The sequence below is a fragment of the Sorangium sp. So ce726 genome (genome assembly GCF_051521405.1).
GTDB lineage: Bacteria > Myxococcota_A > Polyangia > Polyangiales > Polyangiaceae > Sorangium.
In genome coordinates this window covers 1812790-1835855 of sequence record NZ_CP150349.1, presented here as the reverse complement: position 1 = coordinate 1835855, position 23066 = coordinate 1812790, and the positions used below count along the sequence as shown (strand labels likewise).

General features: G+C 67.6%; 19 protein-coding genes. 8 read left to right on the top strand and 11 right to left on the bottom strand.

The features are described from left to right. The first annotated feature begins 136 nt into the window (after positions 1–136). Positions 137–694, top strand: a complete 558-nt coding sequence (locus tag WME79_RS06945) for a hypothetical protein (protein ID WP_437533592.1) — start codon at positions 137–139, stop codon at positions 692–694. Positions 695–1433: 739 nt separating this feature from the next. Next, complete coding sequence (locus tag WME79_RS06940) at positions 1434–1880, top strand: DUF2147 domain-containing protein (protein WP_437533589.1); 447 nt, start codon at positions 1434–1436, stop codon at positions 1878–1880. Positions 1881–2049: 169 nt separating this feature from the next. Here WME79_RS06940 and WME79_RS06935 read toward each other — a convergent pair whose 3' ends face one another. Beyond that, positions 2050–2445 (bottom strand): hypothetical protein, encoded by a 396-nt coding sequence (locus WME79_RS06935; RefSeq protein ID WP_437533586.1) that lies wholly within the window; start codon positions 2443–2445, stop codon positions 2050–2052. A gap of 49 nt (positions 2446–2494) precedes the next feature. Continuing rightward, positions 2495–3637 (bottom strand): HEAT repeat domain-containing protein, encoded by a 1143-nt coding sequence (locus WME79_RS06930; RefSeq protein WP_437533583.1) that lies wholly within the window; start codon positions 3635–3637, stop codon positions 2495–2497. A 577-nt stretch (positions 3638–4214) separates the two neighbouring features. On the opposite strand from WME79_RS06930, the gene WME79_RS06925 reads away from it, so the two are divergent. The 3 genes from WME79_RS06925 (at position 4215) to WME79_RS06915 (ending at position 7556) form a co-directional block, all read left to right on the top strand. Continuing rightward, complete coding sequence (locus tag WME79_RS06925) at positions 4215–5708, top strand: hypothetical protein (protein WP_437533580.1); 1494 nt, start codon at positions 4215–4217, stop codon at positions 5706–5708. A 175-nt stretch (positions 5709–5883) separates the two neighbouring features. After that, positions 5884–6201, top strand: a complete 318-nt coding sequence (locus WME79_RS06920) for a hypothetical protein (protein ID WP_437533577.1) — start codon at positions 5884–5886, stop codon at positions 6199–6201. A 293-nt stretch (positions 6202–6494) separates the two neighbouring features. Then, positions 6495–7556, top strand: a complete 1062-nt coding sequence (locus tag WME79_RS06915; RefSeq protein WP_437533575.1) for an endonuclease/exonuclease/phosphatase family protein — start codon at positions 6495–6497, stop codon at positions 7554–7556. Positions 7557–7607: 51 nt separating this feature from the next. Here WME79_RS06915 and WME79_RS06910 read toward each other — a convergent pair whose 3' ends face one another. Beyond that, positions 7608–8573, bottom strand: a complete 966-nt coding sequence (locus WME79_RS06910) for an AraC family transcriptional regulator (protein ID WP_437533572.1) — start codon at positions 8571–8573, stop codon at positions 7608–7610. A gap of 103 nt (positions 8574–8676) precedes the next feature. On the opposite strand from WME79_RS06910, the gene WME79_RS06905 reads away from it, so the two are divergent. Continuing rightward, positions 8677–9555 carry an SDR family oxidoreductase gene (locus WME79_RS06905; RefSeq protein ID WP_437533570.1) on the top strand — a complete coding sequence of 293 codons (879 nt, stop codon included), beginning with the start codon at positions 8677–8679 and terminating at the stop codon, positions 9553–9555. 230 nt (positions 9556–9785) lie between these two features. Here the strand turns inward: WME79_RS06905 and WME79_RS06900 are convergent, their stop codons facing one another. The 3 genes from WME79_RS06900 to WME79_RS06890 form a co-directional block, all read right to left on the bottom strand. Next, the gene (locus WME79_RS06900) at positions 9786–10211 is read right to left on the bottom strand and encodes an ester cyclase (protein WP_437533567.1); all 426 of its coding nucleotides are present in this window, start codon (positions 10209–10211) and stop codon (positions 9786–9788) included. A gap of 61 nt (positions 10212–10272) precedes the next feature. Beyond that, a complete protein-coding gene (locus WME79_RS06895) occupies positions 10273–11514 on the bottom strand; it encodes an MFS transporter (protein WP_437533565.1) in 1242 nt (413 codons plus the stop codon). A 377-nt stretch (positions 11515–11891) separates the two neighbouring features. Next, positions 11892–12851 (bottom strand): AraC family transcriptional regulator, encoded by a 960-nt coding sequence (locus WME79_RS06890; RefSeq protein ID WP_437533562.1) that lies wholly within the window; start codon positions 12849–12851, stop codon positions 11892–11894. Positions 12852–13102: 251 nt separating this feature from the next. Here WME79_RS06890 and WME79_RS06885 point away from each other — a divergent pair, with 251 nt between their 5' ends. Then, entirely contained in the window at positions 13103–13981 is an 879-nt protein-coding gene (locus WME79_RS06885) for an SDR family oxidoreductase (protein ID WP_437533560.1), read from the top strand. A gap of 42 nt (positions 13982–14023) precedes the next feature. Here the strand turns inward: WME79_RS06885 and WME79_RS06880 are convergent, their stop codons facing one another. After that, the gene (locus WME79_RS06880; RefSeq protein WP_437533558.1) at positions 14024–15799 is read right to left on the bottom strand and encodes a M20/M25/M40 family metallo-hydrolase; all 1776 of its coding nucleotides are present in this window, start codon (positions 15797–15799) and stop codon (positions 14024–14026) included. A gap of 285 nt (positions 15800–16084) precedes the next feature. Between WME79_RS06880 and WME79_RS06875 the strand changes: the two genes are divergently transcribed. Beyond that, positions 16085–17095, top strand: a complete 1011-nt coding sequence (locus tag WME79_RS06875) for a methyltransferase (RefSeq protein WP_437533555.1) — start codon at positions 16085–16087, stop codon at positions 17093–17095. A gap of 268 nt (positions 17096–17363) precedes the next feature. Here WME79_RS06875 and WME79_RS06870 read toward each other — a convergent pair whose 3' ends face one another. The 4 genes from WME79_RS06870 to WME79_RS06855 all read right to left on the bottom strand — a co-directional run bounded on the left by WME79_RS06870 (position 17364) and on the right by WME79_RS06855 (position 22989). Continuing rightward, the gene (locus tag WME79_RS06870; RefSeq protein ID WP_437533552.1) at positions 17364–18155 is read right to left on the bottom strand and encodes a hypothetical protein; all 792 of its coding nucleotides are present in this window, start codon (positions 18153–18155) and stop codon (positions 17364–17366) included. 27 nt (positions 18156–18182) lie between these two features. After that, positions 18183–21272 carry a TonB-dependent receptor gene (locus tag WME79_RS06865; protein ID WP_437533549.1) on the bottom strand — a complete coding sequence of 1030 codons (3090 nt, stop codon included), beginning with the start codon at positions 21270–21272 and terminating at the stop codon, positions 18183–18185. A 160-nt stretch (positions 21273–21432) separates the two neighbouring features. Further along, positions 21433–22104: a hypothetical protein gene (locus WME79_RS06860; RefSeq protein ID WP_437533547.1), complete on the bottom strand. Its 672-nt coding sequence runs from the start codon at positions 22102–22104 to the stop codon at positions 21433–21435. Between the two features lie 96 nt (positions 22105–22200). Continuing rightward, positions 22201–22989 carry a hypothetical protein gene (locus WME79_RS06855; protein ID WP_437533544.1) on the bottom strand — a complete coding sequence of 263 codons (789 nt, stop codon included), beginning with the start codon at positions 22987–22989 and terminating at the stop codon, positions 22201–22203. Between the last annotated feature and the right edge of the window lie 77 nt (positions 22990–23066).

Genomic DNA, 23066 nt, shown 5'->3' with positions numbered 1-23066 from the left:
GCCATGGCCTGGCGGATGGACCTCCTCGGCCGCGGCGGGTGATCCCGGGTTGCGATGGCACGCGGCATGAGGCACCCTGTTCCGAGCTTGCCGCTGTGCTGACGACGCGGCCGGGTGTGGGCTGGAGGTGGACCTCATGCTGCGCGACCGATCCCTTCGACGACCATTCCTTGCCGGTCTCCTGCTGAGCGCCGGCCCGTCAACCGCAGCTGCGCTCCTCATCGCAGCGCCGGGCTGCGACTGGCTCGCCCAGGACGACATCCGCTGCTTCGAGTGGCCCGAGGAGCTCGGGGCGTGCCTGGACCGCGAGGATGCGGTCGAGGAGCTCAACCTGATAGGAGGTTGCTCCGACTTGATCCTGTCGGTAGAGAGCGCCGCGAAGCAGAGAGACGGCGCGTGCTGCTATAAGGTAATCTCCAGGAATTACTCCCCTCGCTGCCCCGTGGCGAGCGGTAGTGGCGTCGGGGGCAGTGGTGGCCGGCTGACGGGTGGTGGTGGCCGGCTGGAGGGCAGTGGTGGCCGGTCGGAGGGTGGTGGTGGCCAGTCGGGTGGTGGTGGCGGCCACTCGGCGGGCGGTGGTGGCCAGTCGGGTGGTGGTGGCGGCCACTCGGCGGGCGGTGGTGGCCAGTCGGGTGGTGGTGGTGGCCACTCGGCGGGTGGTGGTGGCCACTCGGGTGGTGGTGGCCGGGATTGACTGAAACTGGCTGGATCCGGCCACCCGGCGTGGTCGCTCCTGAGCGCCTCACAAGCCTTGCAAAAGCCCATTCCACCGATCGTTATGGACAGAAAACCTTGGGTACCCGCTCGCTTCGGATCGAACCTGGGCCAGCTTTCCCAGGCGTTGAGCCAGACCTGGCCTGCGACGTCGGTTCGATGGCCCCCTCGGACCCCCAACCTCCGCAGCCAGCGCAGCACGGCACCTTGAAGGGTTCGTGGCATCACCGGTCCACCGTTCGGCCACGCTGCACGCGCTGGTTGACGTAGAGAACCTTACATGACCGCCTCAGCCGGCGGGATCACACCGGCGCAGGACGGACGGACGCGCGCGGCCGAGGCGGGGGCCATCGGCAGCTTGACCACGGCGGGATCCAGCCCCGTAGAATCAACCGTTCGCTGGCCACCCAACGTCCCGGCGCGCCGCCGCACGGCGCCGTTGCGCTCCACGAGCCCGCTCGGTACTCTCGGGGGAAAAATGACGTCCACCGCGCCGCAGGGCCGCTGCGAGAGGAGCCATGTCCACGGTTCGGCTCCCCCTCTGACCAGAGCCCTGCCTCCCCCCGCCGCTCCCTCCGGCCCGATGAACAAACGGCGCGGCGCCCCGTCCCCTCTCCAAGGCATGTTGCGCTCAGCGGCGCACACCGACATGCGAATCAAGCACCACGCCAGGGCCGAACGCCGTGGCTTCGCAGACCGATGAAAGGAGTTCTGACGACATGAAGAGGTTCTTGGCTCTTTCTGCCGCCTTGGGTTGCTCCCTCGCCACTTCGCTCGTGCTCGCGGATCCTCTCCCTGTGACCGGCCAGTGGCGGACGATCGATGAGCAGGGGGTCGAGCAGTCGGTGGTGGAGATCTACGAGAAGGACGGGAAGATCTTCGGCAAGATCGTGAGCCTGAAGCAGCCGCTCGACGAGAAGGGGAAGCCGAAGATCTGCACCGCCTGTGAGGGTACCTACAAGAACAAGCCCGTTTTGGGGCTCGTCATCATCTGGAACATGGTCCGCGATGACGACGAGTACGATGACGGTACGATCCTGGATCCGAACAACGGCAAGACCTATAGCTGCAAGCTCGAGGCGATCGAGGGCGGGAAGAAGCTGAAGGTGCGCGGCTTTCTTGGCATCTCCCTCCTCGGCAGGACGCAGACCTGGGTGAAGAAGTAAAAGCGACAGGACGGGATGGGCCGGGGCGTAGGGCCAACTGGGCCGACGTGGCGTCGTGTAAGCTCGATCGGGTGAGCCAAAGATGGGTGGCTTTCTGGAAGGCACTTGAAGTGCCTGTCCGCTCCCCGGGCAGCTCGATGCGCTGAGGGCCTGACGCAGCGCGCGGCCGTCACCCGCGATCGTCGGCCGCCATGGAGCGCAGGACGCGCTCGGAAGCTTCGGCGTGCTCGAGCAGCAGCGCCGCAAAACCGCGCTGAAGCTCGATCTTGCGGCGCATCCACGCCTCGAAGGCGCCGCGGTCGAAGCGCTCGAGGTCGTGGGGGGCGGCGGGCAAGTCGCCCGCGGCCCGCATCATCTCCGCGGCGCGGCCCGCCGCCTCGCCGATCCCGCGGTAGCCGGCGGCCACCCGGCGCATCGCGTCGTGTTCGAGGCGGGCCTCGGGCGTGGCGCTGCCCACCCAGCGCGCGTGGGCTTCCAGGTTGTCGGCCACATGTCGGAACAGCTCCGCCAGCCGCTCCGGAACCACCGCGTTGTTCGCCAGATCCCGTCCACAGGGCTCATCCATCGGTACCTCCTGTCCATTCGCCCCAACGCGCGAGGCGTCGGGTCGTGACCTACGCCGCCGCGGCGAGCCACTTCTCCCAGGCCGCGTAATCGCGCTCCGGGAAATCTTTCCCGCTCACCTTCTTCAGGATCCGGTACGCGACGTCGTGGTTGTTCGGCTGCTCGAGCTTGAGCAGCTTGAGGAGCGTCGGCCCCGCCTCCTTGATGACCTGTGCATGGAGCTTCGTGCCCTCCGGCCGGTCGATGAGGCCCCACGTCACGGCGGCCGCCTTGTTTCGGTCCGTCGTCGTCGGGCCGTCCAGGGCCTTGAGAAACGGTGTCAGCGGGACGGGGACGTCGTGGTGGAACATGGCGACGTCCGCGACCACGCGCATGGCATTGTTCCGCACGAGGGCGTCGGGGTCGTTCAGCATGGGCAGCATCAGCGAGACGAGCTTCTCGCCATCCTTGATGTGCGCGAGCAGAAACGCCGCCGCGCCCCGGTCTTCCGGGTCCTTGTCCGCCTCGAGGATGCGGACGAGCTTGTCCTCGTTCGGCGGAACGTCGTTCACGAATCGCTCGCCGTACGGGCGCAGCTTTTCGTGCTCGTAGCCGCCCAGGCAATGAAACGCGGGGCACGCGGCGCGCTCAGGGCCGATCTCGTTCTCATGCATCATGCGGAAGTACGTCTCCTGGTAGTCCTTCCACGCCGCGAGCAGGCCCGCCGGATCCTCGAAATCGCCCTTGGGCTGCGGGCCGAAGGTGAGGCGCTTTTTCAACTCCCTGCGTTCCACCACGTCGACGGTGACATAGGCCTTCAGGACCTCGCCCCTGTCGTAATAGAGGATGGGTGAGAGCTCGACCCAACCGATCGCCTTGTGCTCGGCGAGGATCACGTCGACCATCTCGTTTGCGAGGACCTTCCTCTCCGCCGCGTCCTCTGTGCCGAAGAAGCGCTGAAGCACGTCGCCGAAGCGCGTCTTCACCCAGGCGCCGTCGAACCGGTCGGTGCCGTAGACGTCGACCCCCTTCAGCACGGGCAGCGGGGCCGCCGGCGGAGCGGCGGGCGCGGCCGACGCGGCAGGGCTTGCCGAGCTGAGCAGCGAGGGGACCGCCGCAGGCGGCGGAGCGGACGCGGCCTCCGGCGCCGCGGAGCCGTCGCAGGCAGGGAGGGCGAACGCCATCATGAAGAGCGCGATGGGCGAGGGTGGCATGGCGCCATGCATGCGGCGCTGGCGCGCAGTCGGCAAGCGCTGCCCGACACGGCCCGGCAGGACTGATTTCGCTCCTGCTGACCTCGCTCAGGCCGCCGCGCGGATCGCATTGGAAGTCGCCCGCGCGTCCGATTGCCACCCTCCGTCGGGTGCCTCGCCCTGGCTGCCGGACGGGATGACCACGCCGCTCACGCCGGCCCCCCATGGGTACATCGCCCACCCTGTCTGGGTCGCACCCGCAGCTTCTGCCCCGTCGTCAGGGCGCACTTCGTTGGCCGACGTTCTCCGTCGAGCCACCTGAGGCGAGACGCCACCGGGGGATTTTCTTTTGAATGATCCTGGGTACTCTTTCACCTCAAAACCTGCCTTCGCACCTCGAAAACGATGAGCTGATCCCCTGCAAGTGGATCAGAACGGGCGATAACGTCTCTGACACGGGAATGTGAAACATGATTCACAAAATTCCCGTTTCAGGGGCGCGTCGGGAGCGAGGAACAGCTCGGTGTAACGCGAATTTTCTCATGGAGAGGCACAGCACATGAACCAACAAGGTCGAACCGCTTTCTCGGTATTGCTCGTGGCAGCTTCGATGGGCGCGGCCGGGCCGGCCTATGCCGCCGTGTCCGTCTCGGGGAGTGTGACGCCCGCTGTCGCTGACCCGGGCGACCCGTGGGATCTCGGGGCGAATGCGCTGGTGGTCGGCAGCGCGCTCAGCGCTGAGGAGCCGATGGGAGAGGTGATCGTCAGCCACCGGGGGACGTTGATCAGCGCCGGCGCCTCGGTGGCGGCGGTCCCCTACTCCAGCGGCACGGTCCAGGTCATCGGGTACGGCTCGCGGTGGATCAACCATGGGCAGCTCGCGCTCGGGCTTCGCACCGGGGCGTCCGGCTCGCTCCTCGTGCGGCGGGGCGCCCAGGTGACCACCGACGACCTCGTGCTCGGCGTGCGCGGCTATACGGCCTTCGGATACGTGCTCGTCGAGGGGTACGACGCCTCCCTGACGAGCCAGACGAACGCGTACATCGGCCGCTCGGAGGAGCGCAGCGTCCTCGAGATCAAGCAGGGAGGGAGCTTCTTCTCGAACAACGTATTCATCGCGACGTGCCCGATCTGCCAGGGCGACGTGACCCTCACGGGCTCCGCGACGAGGTGGGTCAACACCGGGGAGTTCGTCGTGGGCGCGAACGGCGGCGCGAGGCTGCGCATCGAGCAGGGGGCCCAGATCTTCACGGCGAACGCGCAGATCGAGAGCTATCCGGGCGAGCCCAACTACTTCGCGAGCTCGGCGATCGTGAGGGGCTGGGACGCCACCTGGACCAACGAGGGGCTGCTGCGCGTCGGGGCGGCCGGCTGGGGCGAGCTCACGGTCGGCGCTTATGGAACCCTCGTGACGGAAGACACGGAGATCCGCTCCACGTACGGCCACGGGTTCGTCCGGGTGAACGAGCCCTACGCGTCATGGCGCAACAGCGGCGATGTGACGATCTACGCGACCTTCTCGATTTCCCCGTCGCTCCTCGTCGACGGGCGAGGCGAGGTCAGCATCGGCGGCCTCCTCCGGATCACGCCCTTGTTCGAAGGCGCAGCGCCTGGCCCGGAGCCCATCGTGCGCCTCAAGCGCGGGGAGCTCGCCGCGGGTGCGATCGAGATCCAGGCGCGCGACTTCGACTTCGCCGGCGGCCGCCTGAGCACTGGCAGCTTCGTCGGCGATCTCGCCAATACGCAGGCCGGCGTGCTCTCCGTGGGAGAGGTCTACGCCTCGACGGACGTGGCCGGCGATTACAGCCAGGGCCCGAGCGCCACGCTGAGCGCCACCGTCGCGGGCCCGGGCGCCGCGCCGCTCCTTGTTGTGGACGGGGACGTGAGCCTCGATGGCGTGCTGGAGGTGGTCCCGGCTGACGACACGGTGCCGTTCCAGGCCGGGGACACCGTCGCCCTGCTCGGCTGGAGCGGAGAGCTCACAGGGACCTTCGCTGACGTGCACATCGCCCTGCCGCTCGCCCCCGGGCTCGCCTGGGACACCTCGGCGCTGTACACGACCGGAGAGATCACCGTCGTGCCTTCCGCCTGAGCGGAGGCGCCGGCGCGGTGTAGACAAGCTTCAACAGCCGAGTGAACTCGCTGGATCTGCTGGTTTTTGTAGGCGGATCGGTGGATCGTACTGTTTGTACGTTGGGCCCGCGCTGGGTCGATGCCTGCCGAACGGGGGCGAACGGTGGTCTGGTGCCCCCCCAATCCCGGGTAGAGTGACGGATCGGACCAAAGGAACCGCCGCTCGCGAGCTCCAGCGGGTCCCGCGCGCGATCCGAGCCGGCGAAGCCGCCGATCGCGGCCTCGGCGGCGAACAGCGCCTCGTGGGTGGGAAGCCCGTGCAGGCGCAGCAAATTTTCCAGCTGATCGCGTCCGGCACGACGCGCCTCGCTGCGGACGACGCCACGGCGGGCGAGGGTCTCGACAGCGAAGGGGGAAATCTCCATGGTGAGCCCTCAGCGCTGCATCTGCACCCGCATGTTCGCTGCATTGCACGGGTTCATGCGGTCCACGCGCTCCTCATAAATTGCTGATAAGGCGTCACTTTTTCTGGAGCGATGCGGTTCGCGCAAGGTTCTCTACGTCAACCAGCGCGTACAGCGTGACTGTATGGTGGGATGGCCACCACGAGGAGATTGACATTCGGATCGCGTTTGGATTTCCTGGCTCCTATGGCGCTCAATGGTACGCCGACCGACGCTGCACCTGCGGCGCATCGCGCATTGGAGCAGCGGCGCGGAGGAAGCGTCGCAGGACGGCGAACCTGCGATTGTCGGATTCGTCGCTCACATTTGAGTGACAATCATCAGAAGAAATGGAGACGGCCATGAATTTAAGAGAGTTGAGCATTGGAACGTTCAATCTCTTCAATCTCAACGAACCCGGATTGCCGATGTACTCGGACCCGGAGGGCTGGACCCAGGATCAATACAATCTCAAGCTCAAATGGGTCGCCCAGCAGCTGAAAATACTGAAACCCGATGTTTGCGGATTCCAGGAATTATGGCACCGCGACTCCTTGAACAGATGCTTGCAGACCGCGGGCATGACGGAAAACTACGATGTGCTGACGCCCGCAGAGGCGACGGGAACGAAGATCGTCTGTGCCGCCATCGTACGCAAGGGACTCCTGGAAGGCGAGCCGAGTTGGATAGAGCGTTTCCCTAAAAAATTCGTTCTGCAATCCAGCGGCGACGATCCGCAGACGCCGGACATCAACGTGGGCATCAGCGGTTTCTCCAGGCCGGTCCTCCACTTCACGATAAAACCGCGTGAAAACGACCCTGCGATTCACGTCTACGTCTGCCACTTCAAATCCAAGGCGCCGACGAAAGTGTTCAACGAAGCCTGGTACAGGACAGACAGGACTACCTACTCAAAGCACTCGGCCGGGCTTGGGTCGGCGCTTTCGACGATCCGTCGAACGGCGGAGGCGGCAGCGCTCCGCTTTCTTTTGACAGAACAGATGAAGGGCAACAATACACCCGTCATCGTGATCGGTGACATCAACGATGGGCAGCAGAGCAACACTGCCAATATATTGACCGGTCAACCGAAGTACCTGGTGGGCGATTCGGCTGGAGGTGGAGACACCGCCCTCTATACCGCCCAGACATTGCAGGAGTATCGCGACACAAGGGACGTCTACTACACGCATGTCCATCAGGACATACGCGAATCGCTCGATCACATCCTGGTGAGCCAGGAGTTTTACGACAACAGTCGCAAACGCTTATGGATGTTCGGCGGCATGACGGTCAACAACGACCATTTGAACTTCGAGGACCACAAGGCCGACGGCACCAACGATCACGGCATCATTCGCGCGATCTTCAAGTACAAGCCGATGAAGAAGGAAGCGCAGGACGTGATCGAAGACGAGACGTGAGCCCCCTCGCGCGTTCTCTAGCTTTGCGCGCTGTAACGCCCGCAGCGGGCGTCACGGCGCCGCCCCCGGCACCTCCGCCCGGCCGCGCCGGAACAGCGCCGGGGCTACCCCGCGGCTGCGCTTGAAGGCCCGGCTGAAGGCGAACTCCGACTCGTACCCCACCCTGCGCGCCACCTCTGCCAGCGAGGCCTCGCTCTGGAGCAGGATCCGCGAGGCGAGCCCCATGCGCCAGCGGGTCAGGTACGCGAGCGGCGGCTCGCCCAGCTCGGCCGTGAACCGGCGGGCGAACGCCGCGCGCGACAGCCCCGCCTCCCGCGCCAGCGTCTCCACCGTCCAGGGGGCCGCCGGGTCCGCGTGCATGCTGGCCAGCGCCCGCGAGAGCGCCGCGTCCTTCAGCGCCGGCAGCCACCCGGGCGCCGGCGCAGCCACGCCGTCCGCCCACGCCCGCAGGATGTACAGGAACAGGGCGTCGAACAGGTGCTGCACAAGCACCTCGCTCCCCGGGCCGGGCCGATCCAGCTCGGCGGTCACCAGCGACATGATCGCCGAGAGCGGCGGATTCGCGCGCACCTCCTTCGCAGCGAAGTGCACAACCGGCGGCAGCCCGCGCAACATCGGCTCGGCGAGCTGGGCGTCCAGGCAATAGGCGCCGCACACCATGCTCGTCATCGGGCCCCCGGTGAGGGGAACCGACCGCCGCTCGAGGAGGCGCTCGATCGGCTCGGCCCGGCCATCGCGGGCGTGCACAAGCTCGTGCGCCAGCCCCTGCGGCAAGAGACAGAGATCCCCCTGGTGCAGGGCCAGCGGGGCAGCGCCCTCGCGCCGCAGCCAACAGGCCCCCTCCGTGACGATGTGGAAGGTCACCTGCGCGCGGGCCTCGATGCGCATCCCCCACGGCGCCGGCAGACGGCTACGGGCCAGCAGCACCCCCCTAGTGGAGAGCACGCGGCACCACTCCGTGAGGACGTCGGTCGACATGGTGCACCGATCGTACCAGACCGTGAGACGATCGGACATGAAATAAAGACAACCTCGTATGGATCATCTCACCAGACATCCCAATACTGCCGTGCATCCGGACGTGGCGAAACTCCACACACGCCGGCAGGAGGAGAGAGAGATGGGCACCAGCAATGGCAGCAGCGGCGGCAACAAGATCCTTGTCTTGACGGGCACCGGAACGGTCGGGAAGCTGCTGATCGAGCAGCTCACGCAGGCGGGGGAGCAGGTGCGCGCGGGGTCCCGCGATCCCGCGAAGGTGGCGCCGGCGCGCGGCGTCGAGGTGGTGCGCTTCGATTACCGCGATTCCAGCACCTTCGCCGGGGCCCTGGAGGGGGTGAACCGGGTATTTTTGCTGTCGCCCTCCGGCGAGCTGTCGCAATACGATCTGCTGATCCCGTTCCTGGAGACGGCGATCTCGGGCGGTAAGCGCAAGATCGTGCTGCTGACCGCGTCCGGCGTGGAGTACGACGACGGCCAGCCGCTGCGCCGCGTGGAGCTCTTCCTCGAGCGGTCGGAGGCGCCGTACGTGCTCCTGCGCCCGACCTGGTTCCTGGACAACTTCCACACGTTCTGGCGCGGGCCGATCGTCCACGCGGGGGTGCTCCCCATCCCGGCGGCGGACTCCAGGACGGCCTTCATCGACGCGAGGGACATCGCGGCCTCGGCGGTCGCGGCGCTGCGCTCGGACAAGTTCGACCGGAAGGCGTTCACGCTCACCGGCCCGGAGGCGCTGACCTACGCCGAGGCGGCCGCGGGCCTGTCCAAGGCGTCGGGGCGAGCGATCCAGTACGTGAACACGGACGACGCGTCCTTCATCCAGGGAGCGCGGCAAGCGGGGCTCTCCGAGGGATACGCCAGCTTCCTCGCGGCGCTGTTCGGGTTCGTGAGGCAGGGCGCCGCGGCGCAGGTCAGCGCGAGCGTGACCACCTTGACCGGCCGGCCCCCGCGCACCCTGGCGCAGTACGCGCAGGACCACAAAGACGCCTGGAAGGCGTGAGCGCCGCCCGCAACCTATAGACGGTGCGGTCCGGCGAGATCCGTTGTCGGACCGCACCCTCGAATGCATCGCTCGGCGCTCCACGAGGGTTCCTGAGGGTCGAGGGCGGCGCCCTCGAGAAGGCAGAACAGGTCGAGCTCGGCCGCGGGAGCGTGGTAGCTCGACTGGCACAGCTGCCAGAGCAGCCGATCATCGAAGCCGGCATCAGCCGCGGCGCACATGGTCGAGACCTATTGCCCCGGCGCCGGGAGGAGGCCCAGCTGCTGCCGCGTGCGCAGATCGTCGCTGTGCGCCCAGTGCTCGGCCACCTTCTTGCCGACGTAACGCACGATGTGCGTTCCGCTGGACGCGATCGCGCGGTTCGTCGCCGGGATCCCGTGATACTCCCCGCGGTGCGTGCCGGTGAAGGAGACGCGGGCGACCAGCTTGTCCCCCTCCGCGATCAGGTCGTCTATCGTGATGTGAAAATCGGGGAACGCCTCGAGGAACATCGCGAAGGTCGCCTTGAGCCCCGCGAGCCCTGGCCCCTGCTGCGGCGGCGCCGCGTGGTCGACCACGTCGTCGGTGAAGTAGTCGTCCGCCGCGGCGACGTTCCTCCGGTGCCAGACCGCCTCGAGGTACTCCCGATACAGCGACTTGAGATCGTGCGTGCTCATGGCCAAAGCTCCTTCTTCGTCTCTTCGATGAAAAGCGCGGTGCGCAGTGCGCAGTGCGCAGTCAAACCCGCGCCGTCTCCTCGAGCTCCTTGCCCCGCGTCTCCGGGAGGAACCACAGGATGAGTCCCAGCGCGATCAGCGGAAAGATGACCGTCGCCGACATGGCCGGTCCCCAGCCGACGCGCTCCGCCGCGATGCCCAGGAAGACCGGCGAGAGCATGTACGCGGTCCGGCCGAGCAGGTTGTTGGACCAGGCGAGCGCGTCGCTCCTGAGGTGCGTCGGGAACAGCTCGGTCGTGTAGGCGTTCAACACGGGGAGCACGGCGCTCCCGCCGAAGATGCACAGCGCCAGCGCGGCCGTGAGCCCCGCGTGCGAGCGGAGCGAGTACCCGCCAAACACGCCGGCGGACGCCAGCGCGAAGGCGATCACCGCGCCCTTGCGGCGGCCCACGGCGTCGAGCAGCTTCCCCGACGTGAAGACGAACGGCATGGCGACGAGCGCTGCAATCATGATGCTGGTGCCCACCTGCCCGTCGGTGAGCCCTCGCTCCCGGGTGGCGAACGTCTTCCAGAACGTGACGGCGTTCTGGACGCAGACGAACATCAGCCCCCAGATCAGGGCGAGCGTCAGCATCCTCCCGCGGTACTCGGAGCTGAGGATGCGCGTGAACGGCTGTGCTTCCTCGTGCTTCCGCTCGAGCGCGAGCCGCTCGAACCGCGCTGTCTCGCGGAGGCCGCGCCGGCCCAGCGCGACGAGCACGAGGGGGATGGCGCCGACGAAGTAGATGGTCCGCCACCCGAGCGGGGTCGAGAGGAACAGCGGCACGAGCCCGGCGCACGTGATGGTGCCCAGGCTGGAGAACGCCTCGATGAGGCCGATCGCCAGCCCGCGCCGGTCCTTCGGGAACTCCTCGGCCGCGTACACCACGCTGACCGCGTACTCGGCGACGAGGAAGACGCGCGCGAGGAGCTGGCAGCCGGCGAACACGAAGACGTTCGGCGCGAGGCCCGTGAGCAGGGAGAACAAGGTGTAGCCCGCGATGGTGATCGTCAGGAGCCGCCGCCGGCCCCAGTGGTCCGCCTTGCGGACGAGGAGGAAGGCGAGCATCGATCCAAAGCTGATGACCCCGATGAGGAGCCCTTCCCCCTTCGCCGAGAGCCTCATCTCCGCGCCAAGGTTCGGCAGGATCTGCGTGATCGCCAGTCGGTCGTAGCCCTCGAAGAACGAGGCGACGCTCAGGAACGCGAGGAGCCGCCACTGGTACGGAGTGAGCGGCGTCTTCTCGACATCACGGGTGGCCATGAGAGTTCTGCTCCTCGGATTCCAGGCGGGAGCTCGCGGACGCGACGGCTCCGGCCCTCTGCGGCGCGCCAGGACTGGCACGCTCCCCCACCGGCGGCCTCGACTTATCAAGTTCCGCGCCGAGACCGGCGGCGGCCGCTCACGGGAGACGCCGCGTTGGCCGCATGCCAAAACGGCGAGCCACGGCGCCGCGATCGGGGGCCGACTGCTGCGGGCGCAGCAGCGGCTGCTGTTCGCATGTTGCAGTTGCAACATCTGGCGGGAGATTGAACAGGGAGGCGGCGAGACAGGGAGATCGGCGGGATCTTGCTCCCATTCCCCTCCCCTCCCCGCTCGATTTCCCGGCAAATTCGAGGGGATGCTTCAGGGCCGGGCCTTCAGCCGGCTCGGCGCGGGCGGGCTCCTCGCCCTGCGCGCCTCTCGGCGGCGCGATGGTCGTCCCGGTACGCTGACGGCGATGAGCCCACGAGCCGCTTGAAGGCAAACGAGAACGCGGCCTCCGAGCGATAGCCGACCTCCGCGGCGACCTCGGCCACCAGGGCCGCCCCGGACCGCAAGAGGACCTTCGCGCGGTACATGCGCCAGTCCGCGAGGTATTTGCCCGGCGACACGCCCATCTGCTCGGAGAAGCGCGCGGAGAAGGCCGCCCGCGACATGCCGGCCTCCTGCGCCAGCGCGGGCACCGACCAGTCGAGCTCTGGACTCCGGTGCATCCGCGCGAGCGCGCGCCCGATCTGCGGATCGGCGAGGCCGCGCAGCCATCCCCGCTCGTCGGCGGGCACGTCGCGGAGGTACGCGCGCAGCGCCTGCACGAGCAGGACGTCCGAGAGGCGCGCCGTCACGATCGCCGCGCCCTCCGCCGGCGCGCTCACCTCGGCGGCGATGCACTGCGTGTGCGCCTGGATGAAGGGGCCGATGCGCTCGTCGCCGCGCAGGTGGAGCACGGGCGGCAGCGCCTCGAGCGCGGGGTGCCCGAGGGTGCCAAAGCGGAACTGCCCGCACACGATGGTGGTCGGCAGGCCGGCCCCGCCGTGCTCGATCGCGCGCCCCGGCGACGCGCCCCGGACGAGCTCCTCGATGGGGCTCGCCTTGCGCGGCCGGCGCGCGTCGCGGAGCACGTGGCCGCGGCCGCTCGGCATCACGACGAGATCGCCGCTCGCGACGGCGGCGGGCGCCCGCCCTCCGTCGACCTCGAGCCAGCAGCTGCCGCGCGTGATGATGTGGATGCCCCGCCCGCCGGCCGGGAAGCGGAGCGCCCAGGGCGCCGTGAGCTCCAGCCGCCAGTACGAAACGCTCTCGAGGCGGAGCTCGCCGACGATCTCGCTGAGGAGGTCCATGCTCTCCGCGCCAGGATAGAGGACCCGAGACGGTCCATCAATCCGATGCCACGGTGGACGATCTCGAAAGGGATCGAGCCAAAGTCGCATGGATCCGCCAGCGCCTGGTCGCTACAGATCGGCGCATGTCCGCCGCTCCGGCCCCCGCTGGCGGGCCGGAGCGGACCCGGCGCGGCGTGCAGTCGACACCGCGCGCCGCGACGACCGTTCATGGGTACCGCTGTACCCCCGAGACCTCAGGAGAGACTTACATGAGCAGCGCTTCTCCTCGCATCGTCGTGATTGGCAGCACCGGCATGCTCGGCGCCCCCGTGACCCAGGAGCTCGTCGCCGCCAATTTCGCCGTGACCGCCCTCGTCCGCGACCCCGAGGCGACCCGCGCGAGCAAGCGGCTGCCGGCGGGCGTCGCGCTCGTCGCCGGCGACGTCAACGACGTGAAGGCATTGACGGCGGCTTTCCGCGGGCACGACATCGTCTATGTGAGCCTGGCGGTGCCGATCACCGCGTCGGCGAGCGCGTGGCGCGTCGAGTCGGAGGGCATGAAGAACATCGTCGCCGCCGCGCGCGAGGCGGGCATCAAGCGGATCGCCTACCTGTCTTCGCTCCTGCACCGATACGACGGCTTCCGCTGGTGGGTCTTCGACATGAAGCGGGAGGCGCTCTCGATCCTGAAGGAGAGCGGGATCCCGAGCACTGTCTTCTTCCCGTCGAATTTCATCGAGTCGATCCCCTACCGGAGCCGCCAGGGAAGCCGCATCAACCTCGCCGGCAGCCCGCGCGAGAAGGCGTACTGGATCTCGGCGCGCGACTACGGCAAGCAGGTCGCGCGCGCCCTCGCGCTCCCTGGCGACGCGTCGCGAGAGTACGTTGTGCAGGGGCCCGAGCCGCTCACCATCAAGGAGGCGGCGGAGCAGTTCGCCAAGCACTACACGAAGGAGAAGCTCGCCGTGGGGGCGGCGCCGCTCGGGATCTTCAAGGTGCTCGGGCTGTTCTCGCCGACGTTCAACTACGTCTGGCACATCTCCGACGCGATCAACAACGCGCCGGAGCCGTTTCAGGCGGAGACGACCTGGAGGGAGCTCGGCAAGCCGGAGACGACGGTCGCCACCTTCGCCGCTTCGTTTCAGTGAGGGAGAGCGGCGCGACGGCGCCGCCCTCCTGGCAGCGCGCCGTCAATGGTCGTGGCCGTCGTCCACCGAGGAGGAGCGCTTGCGCGCAGATGAGGCCTCGCACACGCCAGCGACCGGCTCCGGGTGCTGCTCCTTCGCTTGCTTGATCTCCTGTTCGACGACGCCGCAGAGGATCTTGGTGCTCAGCGCGAGGTCGCGGACAGGCGCGGCCTCCCTGATTCCATGGTAATTGACCGGGGCGCCGAACGTGGTGTCGAACAGGGCGCCCGCGGCGATCGCCTTCACGTAGGCCTTGGCGTCGGTGCCGGCGCCCATGGCCACCGCGGGCGCCGGCTTGCCGGTCACCTCCTCGAACGCGCGGCTGATCCGGCTGAAGGTGGGGCCGTCGACCCGGCGGACGTCCGGCGCAATCCGGGTGACGGTCTCGAACGCGATCGGCGCGCCGCCGGAGGTGGCGTTGAACTCGTCGACGATCTGCCCGAAGATACCGGCGAATTCGCTCGCATCTCCGCACAGGAGGCCCTCGCTCTCCCCGTCCCACGGCTGGCTGTGGTGTCCTATCGCATACCGGACGTCGAGGTTGAGCGTGATCGCCCCGGGCTCTGGCTCGGTGTACAGCCTGGTCAGCGCATAGGTGGTGCCGTTGCCCTCGGTGAACACCTCGTCGTGGCGCTCGAGCAGCTCGGGGTGAGCCTCCCCGAATGTCTTCGTACCCCAGGTGGATTTGATGAACCTGCACATGCGGGCCACGTCGTTGTCGGCGACCACCTCGTCTTCCGCGAGCGCGCCCAGGAAATTCGTGAGCGACACGAGCGGATTGGCGCCGTTCGCGCGGTTCTCCTGGGGCACGGAAGCGTGCTGCGCGCCCGCCACCAAGGTCGTCAGCTTGAGCGCGCCGGGCAGACCGGACGTGTCGACCGTGAGCTCGGCCCGCCTGTACGACGGATCGTCGAACGGATGATCGGCGTAGTCCGCCTCGAGTTGCACGGCGAGCTCCTCGAGCGCCGCGGGCGAATCGCTGCGGAGGATCGCCTCGGCCCGATCGGGGAGCTGGTTGACGGGGCCGGAGGGGGTGTTCAGCGAATCGATCCACACGCCCGCCGTGGGCGGCGCCTCGCGCGGGAGCGTGAACACGGGGCGCTCGATGCCTTTCTCCGCGCGCACGGCCCAGAACGTGTCAAAGATGATCTCGAGGTCCGCCGCCTCCTCGGCGTTCTCCTCGCGGTACCGCCGCATTGACATGGCGCCGATCTCTTCGGTGGTGTCGAAGATGAGCTCCACCGTGATGTCGTCGAGCAGGGGGCTGCCGTCGTAGGCCCGGGCGATGTCCTTGAGCACGAGGAACGTCGCCAGCGCCGGCCCCTTGTCGTCGATGGCGCCGCGGCCGACCCATAGATCCTGCTCGCCGCCGTGCTTGGTCTCGCCCCTCGACCTCGTCAGCACGAACGGCTCCCACACGTCGGTGTCCCCCGGGGACACCGTATCGAAGTGCGTGTTCAGGGAGATCTTGCGGGGCCCATTGCCAAGACGGAACCCGAAGACCCAGTAGTACCTGGGCTCGGCCGCGTTGCCGCTCTCGACCTTCCACTCCCACGGCTCGATCCTGTGGGTCTTTTGCCCCTCGTTGAACCGCTGCGCCTGGGCCTTCAGGTCATCGACGATCGTCTGCATGCTCGCGACGAACGCGTCCTCGTTCGCGAACTGCTCGGCGCGGTAGGTCTCGGCGGCGACCAGCCTGGCCAGCGCGTCGAAGCTGGCCTCGAACTCGGCGTCGACGTCAGCGCAGGCCGGCGCAGCGGCGGAGGGCGCCGGGCTCAAAGCATCGTCCTCCCGGCAGGCGCTGTACGCCAATGCAGCGACGACAATCCAGCCCACATGAACCAGTCTACTCAACCTCATACAGCCTCCAGAGCGGATTCAATTCCATGAATCCAGTTGAACTGCGCAGACACGACCGCGTCTGCTCGCCACCTCGCGAACCAAGGGCCCAGGGGCGAGCGTCGCGAACAAATGACAGCTATGGTCCTGACTTTTCGAGAGCGCCTGTGATTCTTATATGCAATACATAGGTGTGCCCCCGAAGCACGAACACAGGTGATCCATATGACGCAAGAGATCGATCACAACGCGATTGTACGGCTAGGAATGGCTTACGCTGAATCGAAGACGCTGCTCAGCGCCGTCGAGCTCGGCGTGTTCACGGCGCTCGCGAGAGAGCCGCTCGATTGGCAGACACTGCGCGAGCGGATCGGTATCCACCCCCGTGCGGCGCGCGATTTCTTCGACGCGCTGGTGGCGCTCCGCCTGCTGCGGCGGGAGGAGGGCCGGTACTCGAACACACGAGAGGCCGACCTCTTCCTGGACAAGAGCAAGAAGTCGTACATCGGCGGGATGCTGGAGATGTCGAACGCGCGGCTCTACGGGATCTGGGGCTCGCTCACCGAGGCGCTGCGCACGGGCGCGCCGCAGAACGAGATCGGCGCGCGCGAGGACATCTTCACGTGGCTCTCCAAGACCCCCGAAAAATATCGTGAGTTCACGCAGGCGATGACGGGGCTCAGCCTGCCGTCGGCGCGGGCGCTCGCGGCGAAGTTCCCGTGGGGTCGTTACAAGACGTTCGCCGATGTCGGCACGGCGCAGGGCGGCTTGCCCGTCCAGGTCGCGCTGGCCCACCCGCACGTGACGGGCATCGGGCTCGATCTGTCGCCCGTGCAGCCGGTCTTCGAGGACTATGTCCGAGACCACGGGCTCACGGATCGGCTGCGCTTCCAGGTGTTCGATCTCTTCAAGGACCCGATTCCCAAGGTGGACGTGATCACCATGGGTCACATCCTCCACGGGTGGAAGCTCGCGGACAAACGGGCCTTCATCAAGAAGGCGTACGACGCGCTCTCCGAGGGGGGCGTGCTCGTCGTCTACGACGCGATGATCGACGACGAGCGCCGCGAGAACGTGGCCGGGTTCATGATGAGCCTCACCATCCTCCTCGAGACGCCCGAGGGATTCGATTACACGAGCGCCGATTGCGCGGGCTGGCTTCGCGAGCAAGGCTTCCGCGACGTCCGCGCGGAGCGGCTCATCGGATCGGATTCGTTCGTCGTCGGCGTGAAGTGAGGAGCGCGCCCCGCTGGAGCGAGTCCAGCGGGGCGCCGCGCTCTGCCCTCCACGAGCTCCGCCGGCCACGGATCTGGAGAGAGATTTCAACGCAAAGGCGCAAAGACGCAAAGGCGCAAAAAAGAGCAGATTAATTGTATTTTTGCGTCTTTGCGTTCTTGGCGTCTTTGCGTCAAAATCTCGCTTCGTTCGCGAGACAGATCCCTGGCGGGTCGTGTGACACGCGGAACTGGCCACTCGCGTCGCCGAGACCATGGTGCGAGCGGCGTTATCGCAGCTCCTCCGGGAGTGACGTCAGCACGCAGAGGCCGGTCTCGGCGTCGCAGGTCACGCGATCCGCGAAGTCCGGGTTGATCCCGGAGCCGAACGCGCGGCCGTTCGCCAGATCGGGGTGCGGATCGCAGAGGCTCGGATCCGGCACGCCGCCGGGCGCGCACTCGACCGCGGGATAGAGGCCCACGACGCTGTAGGACGCAGAGCAGCCGTCCTGCGTGTACGTCAGCTCTCCGACGATCTGCGTGCCCGGGTAGGCGGCCGTCACATAGATGCGGAAGTTGCTCCATGCATAGCTGATCTCGACGGCGGGGTGCTGCGTGGGCGGCGTGCCCTCCGGCGCGTCGGGAGGCGGGGGCTCCTCGTACGCCGGGATGCTCAGCGTGGACTCCGTGAACGAAGGGACCGCGCAGACGTCGTCGCCGTCCGGATCGACGGAGGCGAAGTCTCCGAGCGCGTCGAGCGCGGTCGGACCGAGCTCCACCTGCGCGCCCTGGGCCGCGAAGGCGGGAAAGGCGATCCCTGACGCCCGGACCGCGAGGTGGGCCCTCGTGGGATCCGGGCGCTGCGGGTTCCCGGCCTGCCGGGGGTTGTACTTCTCGAGGCCGATGATCTCCCCCTTCAGCGTGTCGCAGGTGCCCTCGCCCTGCTTCGAGCCAGGCTTCAGCGTGTACTTCGCCGCGAAGCCGCCGTGGGCCGCGGTGCAGGTGACCCGCCGCTGCTCGCAGGACGCGACGAAGGTGAGGAGCGCGGCGAGCGCGAGAGAGGTGCCGAGGATTCGTCTCATGGTTGTGTGTCTCTCGGGGCCATCGCCCTAGAACGTCACCTTGGCGCCGATCCTGAACGTGCGCGGCGCCTGATACGCAACAGGCTTTCCAAAGTTCGGGTTCTTGTTGATCGGGTTGAACGCCGAGCCATCGACGTTCCTGAGCTGGCCGAGATCGCCCTTCGTCCCGTTCGGGATCGGGAGGACGGAGGCCACCGTGTACCGCTGGTCCACGGCCGTCGCCGCCTGGAAATTGAAGACGTTGAACGAATCGACCGTGACGCTCAGCGTGCTCTCCTTGGCGAGCTGCACGCCAACGCCGACGTGGGCATCGACGGAATGCGCCCAGGGGAGGCGCTCGCCGCTCCCGCGCTCGAGGATGTAGACCTGATCGGGGCCATAGAGCGGGTGCGAGCCGAGGTGGCTCGTGGGCCCGCCGGACGCGGACCGGTACGTCCCGCCCACGCTGACGATCACGCGGTGATGAATCGTGAAATCCTTGGCGCCGAAGACCTTGATCTGGTGCCTCCGATCCCCGGGGAGCGGCCCTGTGCGGTTCGGCAGGAGCGACACCAGATCGAAGTCCGAGTTGACGTTCGGATCGAGCTGCCCGGTCTCGGGGCGGAAGAGGCCGGCCCAGTTGCCGCGCAGGTAGGAGATCGTGTAGCTCGCCTGCGCGAGCCACGCGTCGGCGAAGGCCTTCTCGGCATGGACGGTGACCGCATCGTAGTCGCGGGTCGGCTTCGGGAAATCCTTGGCGACGCCGTAGCCGGGGTTGCCGATGAGGTACGTCCTCGCCTCGTCCCGGCTGATGTCCTCGATGACCTGGTTCTGGTAGCGCTTCGTGTACTGCGCGCCCACCCGCAGCCGAGGGTAGATCTCGAGCTCGCCGCCGAGCACGATCTCGTCCGTCGACTGCGGCTCGAGATCCGGATCAATGCCGCCGTCGCCCCCGATGACACGCCACTTCTGGTTGGGGCTGTACGGGGCGGCCGTCGGGATCAGGTTCTCGTTCCGGTCGCACGCGCCACGCTGCTGCGCGGGGTCCCGGGGGTCGCACACCGCCGCGGCGTGCAGGGTGAAGACCTGCCGCTCGCCGGGGAACGCGCGGTCGATGATGTTGAGCGGCACGCTCTCGTAGAACCGCGCGTAGTTCACGAACAGCTTGGAGCGGCCGGCGTGCGTGAAGTCATAGATCACGCCGACGCGCGGCGACCACTGGTTGGGGAGGGCTATCGCCAGCTTGTCGTCGCCTCCATACAGCAGCTGCGCGTCGTACCGGACCCCCGCGTTCAGCGTGACCTGGTCGAGGATGCTCCAGCTGTCCTGCACGAAGCCGCCGATGGTGGTCGACTTCGAGACGGTCTCGAACTTGTCGAGCGGCACCGCGTCGTCGGGGTTGGCGATGAAGCCTAGCCGGCGGAAGCCGGTGAACGCGCCCCCATCGGTCGTCTCGGCGAAGACGTTGCGCCCCGAGTGGCCGCGGGACGACGCATAACGCATCAGCTCGAGGTCGGCGCCCGCCTTGACGATGTGGTGGCCGAGGGCGGTGAACAGGCCCGTGAACACGGCCTTGCCCTGGTACCGGTCGAGCGTCGTCTCGCTGAGCGCGCCCGGCCCGCCGCTGAAGTAGGTCGCGACGGGGCACCGCTCGGCGGCCTGCGTGCCCGCGGGCTCGCAATCGCGCGTCGCCTCGGACGGCTCGAAATCGTTGATGGAGTGGAACCCGGGATCGCTCCTTTGCCAGTGGACCTGCGCGATGTCGGAGAGCCCCTTGCCGCTCCCGATCCTCGTGCCGTCGGCGGCGCGGATCGCGTTCTCCTCGTGGTGGACGCCGAGCGTGACGTCGAGCAGGTACGTCTTGTTCTGGAACGCCGAGGACCACTTGAGGGCGGCGTCCGTCGCGCTCGACACATACCTGTGCGCGAGGGCGCCGAAGCTGCCGTTGATCACGTTGTTGCTCGCGCTGTTGTTCAGCTCCACGGTGCCGTCCTTCGGGCTGATGCCGAAGTCCCCGTCGCCCCCCGACGTCGTCGGCGATCCGTAGACCGACAGCGAGACGGTGTTGTCCGGGTTGATCAGCAAGGTGAGCTTGCCGAGGTACTGGACGCTCTGCTGGGTGGCGTAGTAGACCCGCTGAGTGCCGGGGATCGGGTCGGACCGGCCAAAGCGCAGCTCGCGCTCGAGGCGGTAGCTCGCGGCCGAGGGAGAGACGCCGGCGAAGAACCAGAGCCTGTCCTTCAGGATCGGGCCGCCGATCTCGACGCCGACGTCCCGGAGCGACGACAGCCGGGTGTCGGTCGTGATCGTGCTCGCCTCGCTCTGCACCCCGGTCTGCGACGCCTCGAAGAGGCCCGGCGTGACGCTGAAGAACACCGCGCCGTGAAGCTCGTTCGAGCCCGATTTCGTCACCGCGTCGAGGTAGCCGCCGGTGGCGCGGCCGTACTCCGGCAGATACCCGCCGGTGATCACCTTGACCTCCTTGATGAACTCCACGGACAGCGGCGTCCCGATGATGCCGAAGGCCGGGTTGTTCACCGACAGGCCATCGATCACATACTGGTTCTCCGGCGACGTCGTCCCGCTGATCGACACGCCGTACCGGTCGGCGCTCGCGCCGGGCGCGACGTCGGCGAGCGCCTCGAACGAGCGGGTCGCCGCGCCCTTCGCGCCGGTGGGGATGAGCGGGATGCGGCTCGCGAACTCCGAGCCGACGTTCACGCCGGTCGCGCTCGAGCCGACATCCACGATCGGCGCGCTGCCGACGACCACGATCTCCTCGGCCTTCAGCGCCTCCGGGAGCAGCTCGCTGTTCACCCGGATGGTGCTGTCGACACGGAGCTCGATGCCGCCGCGGCTGTACGGCCGGTATGCGCCCTTGTCGAGCCGGAGCGTGTATGTGCCCGGCGGAAGGTTCGGGATCCGGAACTGGCCGGAAGGGTCGGTGACGACCAGCTGCTCTCCCTGGAGCGCTGGGGAGGTCACGGTCACGACGACATCGGCGGCTGGCTGCCTCGTCGACGAATCGAGGACCGTGCCAGTCAGGACGCCGGAGCCGGTGGCGAAGGCCGAGGTCGGGAGGAGCACGCTGGCGGCCGCCGCCAGCCGCGCGGCCCAGACACCGCGCCTTTCATGCATGAAGTTCACAGATCTCCTATCACGGTATGTATGAAAACCGCCGGCCCGCCGCCGGCAGCGCGCGCGACGGCCGTCGCGAGGCCGAAAGAGAAACGCGAGCAGAGGAGCGCACGGGGATGGGACCGGCCTCGCCATCGGGGTGGGAAAAAAGCGGGCGGCGCTACAGCTTGGAGTACCGGTGCTCCAGGATGGCCTTCAAGTTGGCGATCTCGATCTTGTGGATCGCGTCGAAATGCGGCCAGATATCGCCGACCCAGGCCCGGTCCGTCCGCGCGCGCGGCTTGCTGATGTAGTCGGGGAGCTCCTCCGTGGCCCTGTCGTAATACGGGTGTTTCACGTTGGTCCAGAGCACGATGGTGCCCGGCTTGCGAATGGTGGGCCTCGCGTCGACGAAGCGGAAGTGATACCGCATCCACAGCTCGTCTCCCTGGTCCCAGGCGCAGGGGTAATCGACGACGCGGCTGTCCGGGTAGGCCTCGGCTCGAACGTAGATCGACGTATCCTTCGCGAGGAACTCCTTCCCCTTGTACAGGCCGCCGCCGATGTGGTGGAGGCTCCGCAGGCTGAACGTCCACTCCTCCAGGCTGTAGACGTTCGCCGCGTACTCGAACGCCACCTCGACCGGGACATGGATGTACTCGCCGAGGTGGCAATACTGGCCGAAGATCTCTTCGTGCGAGTACGTCGGCTTGGTGATCCCCTCCAGGTGCTTCACGCATTCCTCGATGGAGTGATCCTCGGAGACGTACAGGCCAGGGATCTCCCTGCTGGAGACCCCGTTCTTCACGAGCCCGGATCGGCTCCACGGCCCTCTGTCGTCATGTGCGGTCATCGTGCTCTCCTTCGGTTCGACATCACAATCACATCACGTCGTACGCTGGCCTGCGCCGTGCCGGCTCGCGTCGCATCTCGTCGGCTGGACGCCGCGCTAGAACGGCGACAGCCCCACGGTCACGTCGGCGGTCGAGAACTCGTTGTAGCTGTCGAGCACCGAGAACTCCGCCGTCGAGCCGCCGATCAGGGTCCCGAGCGGGTTCTGCGCGCGGGTCTCGAGGGTGGCGTCCGCGCCGCCGAAGAAGAGGTTCGAGATCGCTGTCGACTGCTTGACGGGGCCGTGCCAGGTGGACACCCACCAGTTGGCCACGAACGGCGCCGAGGGCCCGGTGGGCGCCGCGACCGTCCCGTCGACGACCAGGCGAGGGAAGCCGGGGAACGGCACGCGCACGTGGAGGTCGCCGACGCCGCCCGAGAACGCGAGGTCGTATTCGAGCGACGGCACGTACTGAGCCAGGAAGCCGGCTTGAAGCAGCTTGTACGCGAGCAGCGCGTTGTCGGTGTAATACCAGAGCGTGTAGCTGTTGACGTCCCCGGTCCCGTCGGGCGGGACGACGGCGAGGCCGATCTGGACGACCGAGCCCGGCGTGGGCGTGCCGCCGTTCACCGAGATGCCGTCGGCGTGCGACGTCCTCACGACGATCGGGGTGACGGGACCCCCCTCACCGGCGAGCACGAACTCCTCCGGGACCAGGGCCTCGGCCTCGTCGGTCGGGACGAGCTCGAGGCCGATCGTCTCGACGACATTCGTCAAGCTGAAGCTGAACCCCCGGATCTCCTGCTGTGCTTCAGCGGTGAGCTCGGGATCGGCGGCCTCCACGGCGCAACCGGTGGTGAAAACGCTAGCGAGCAGCAGGGTACTCACGGAACCACGCAGATACATCAAAGCCTCCTCAGGTCGCCGACTCCAGCGCCGGCAATCAACCAATGATGACTCCACCTCGAACAACAACAATGGAC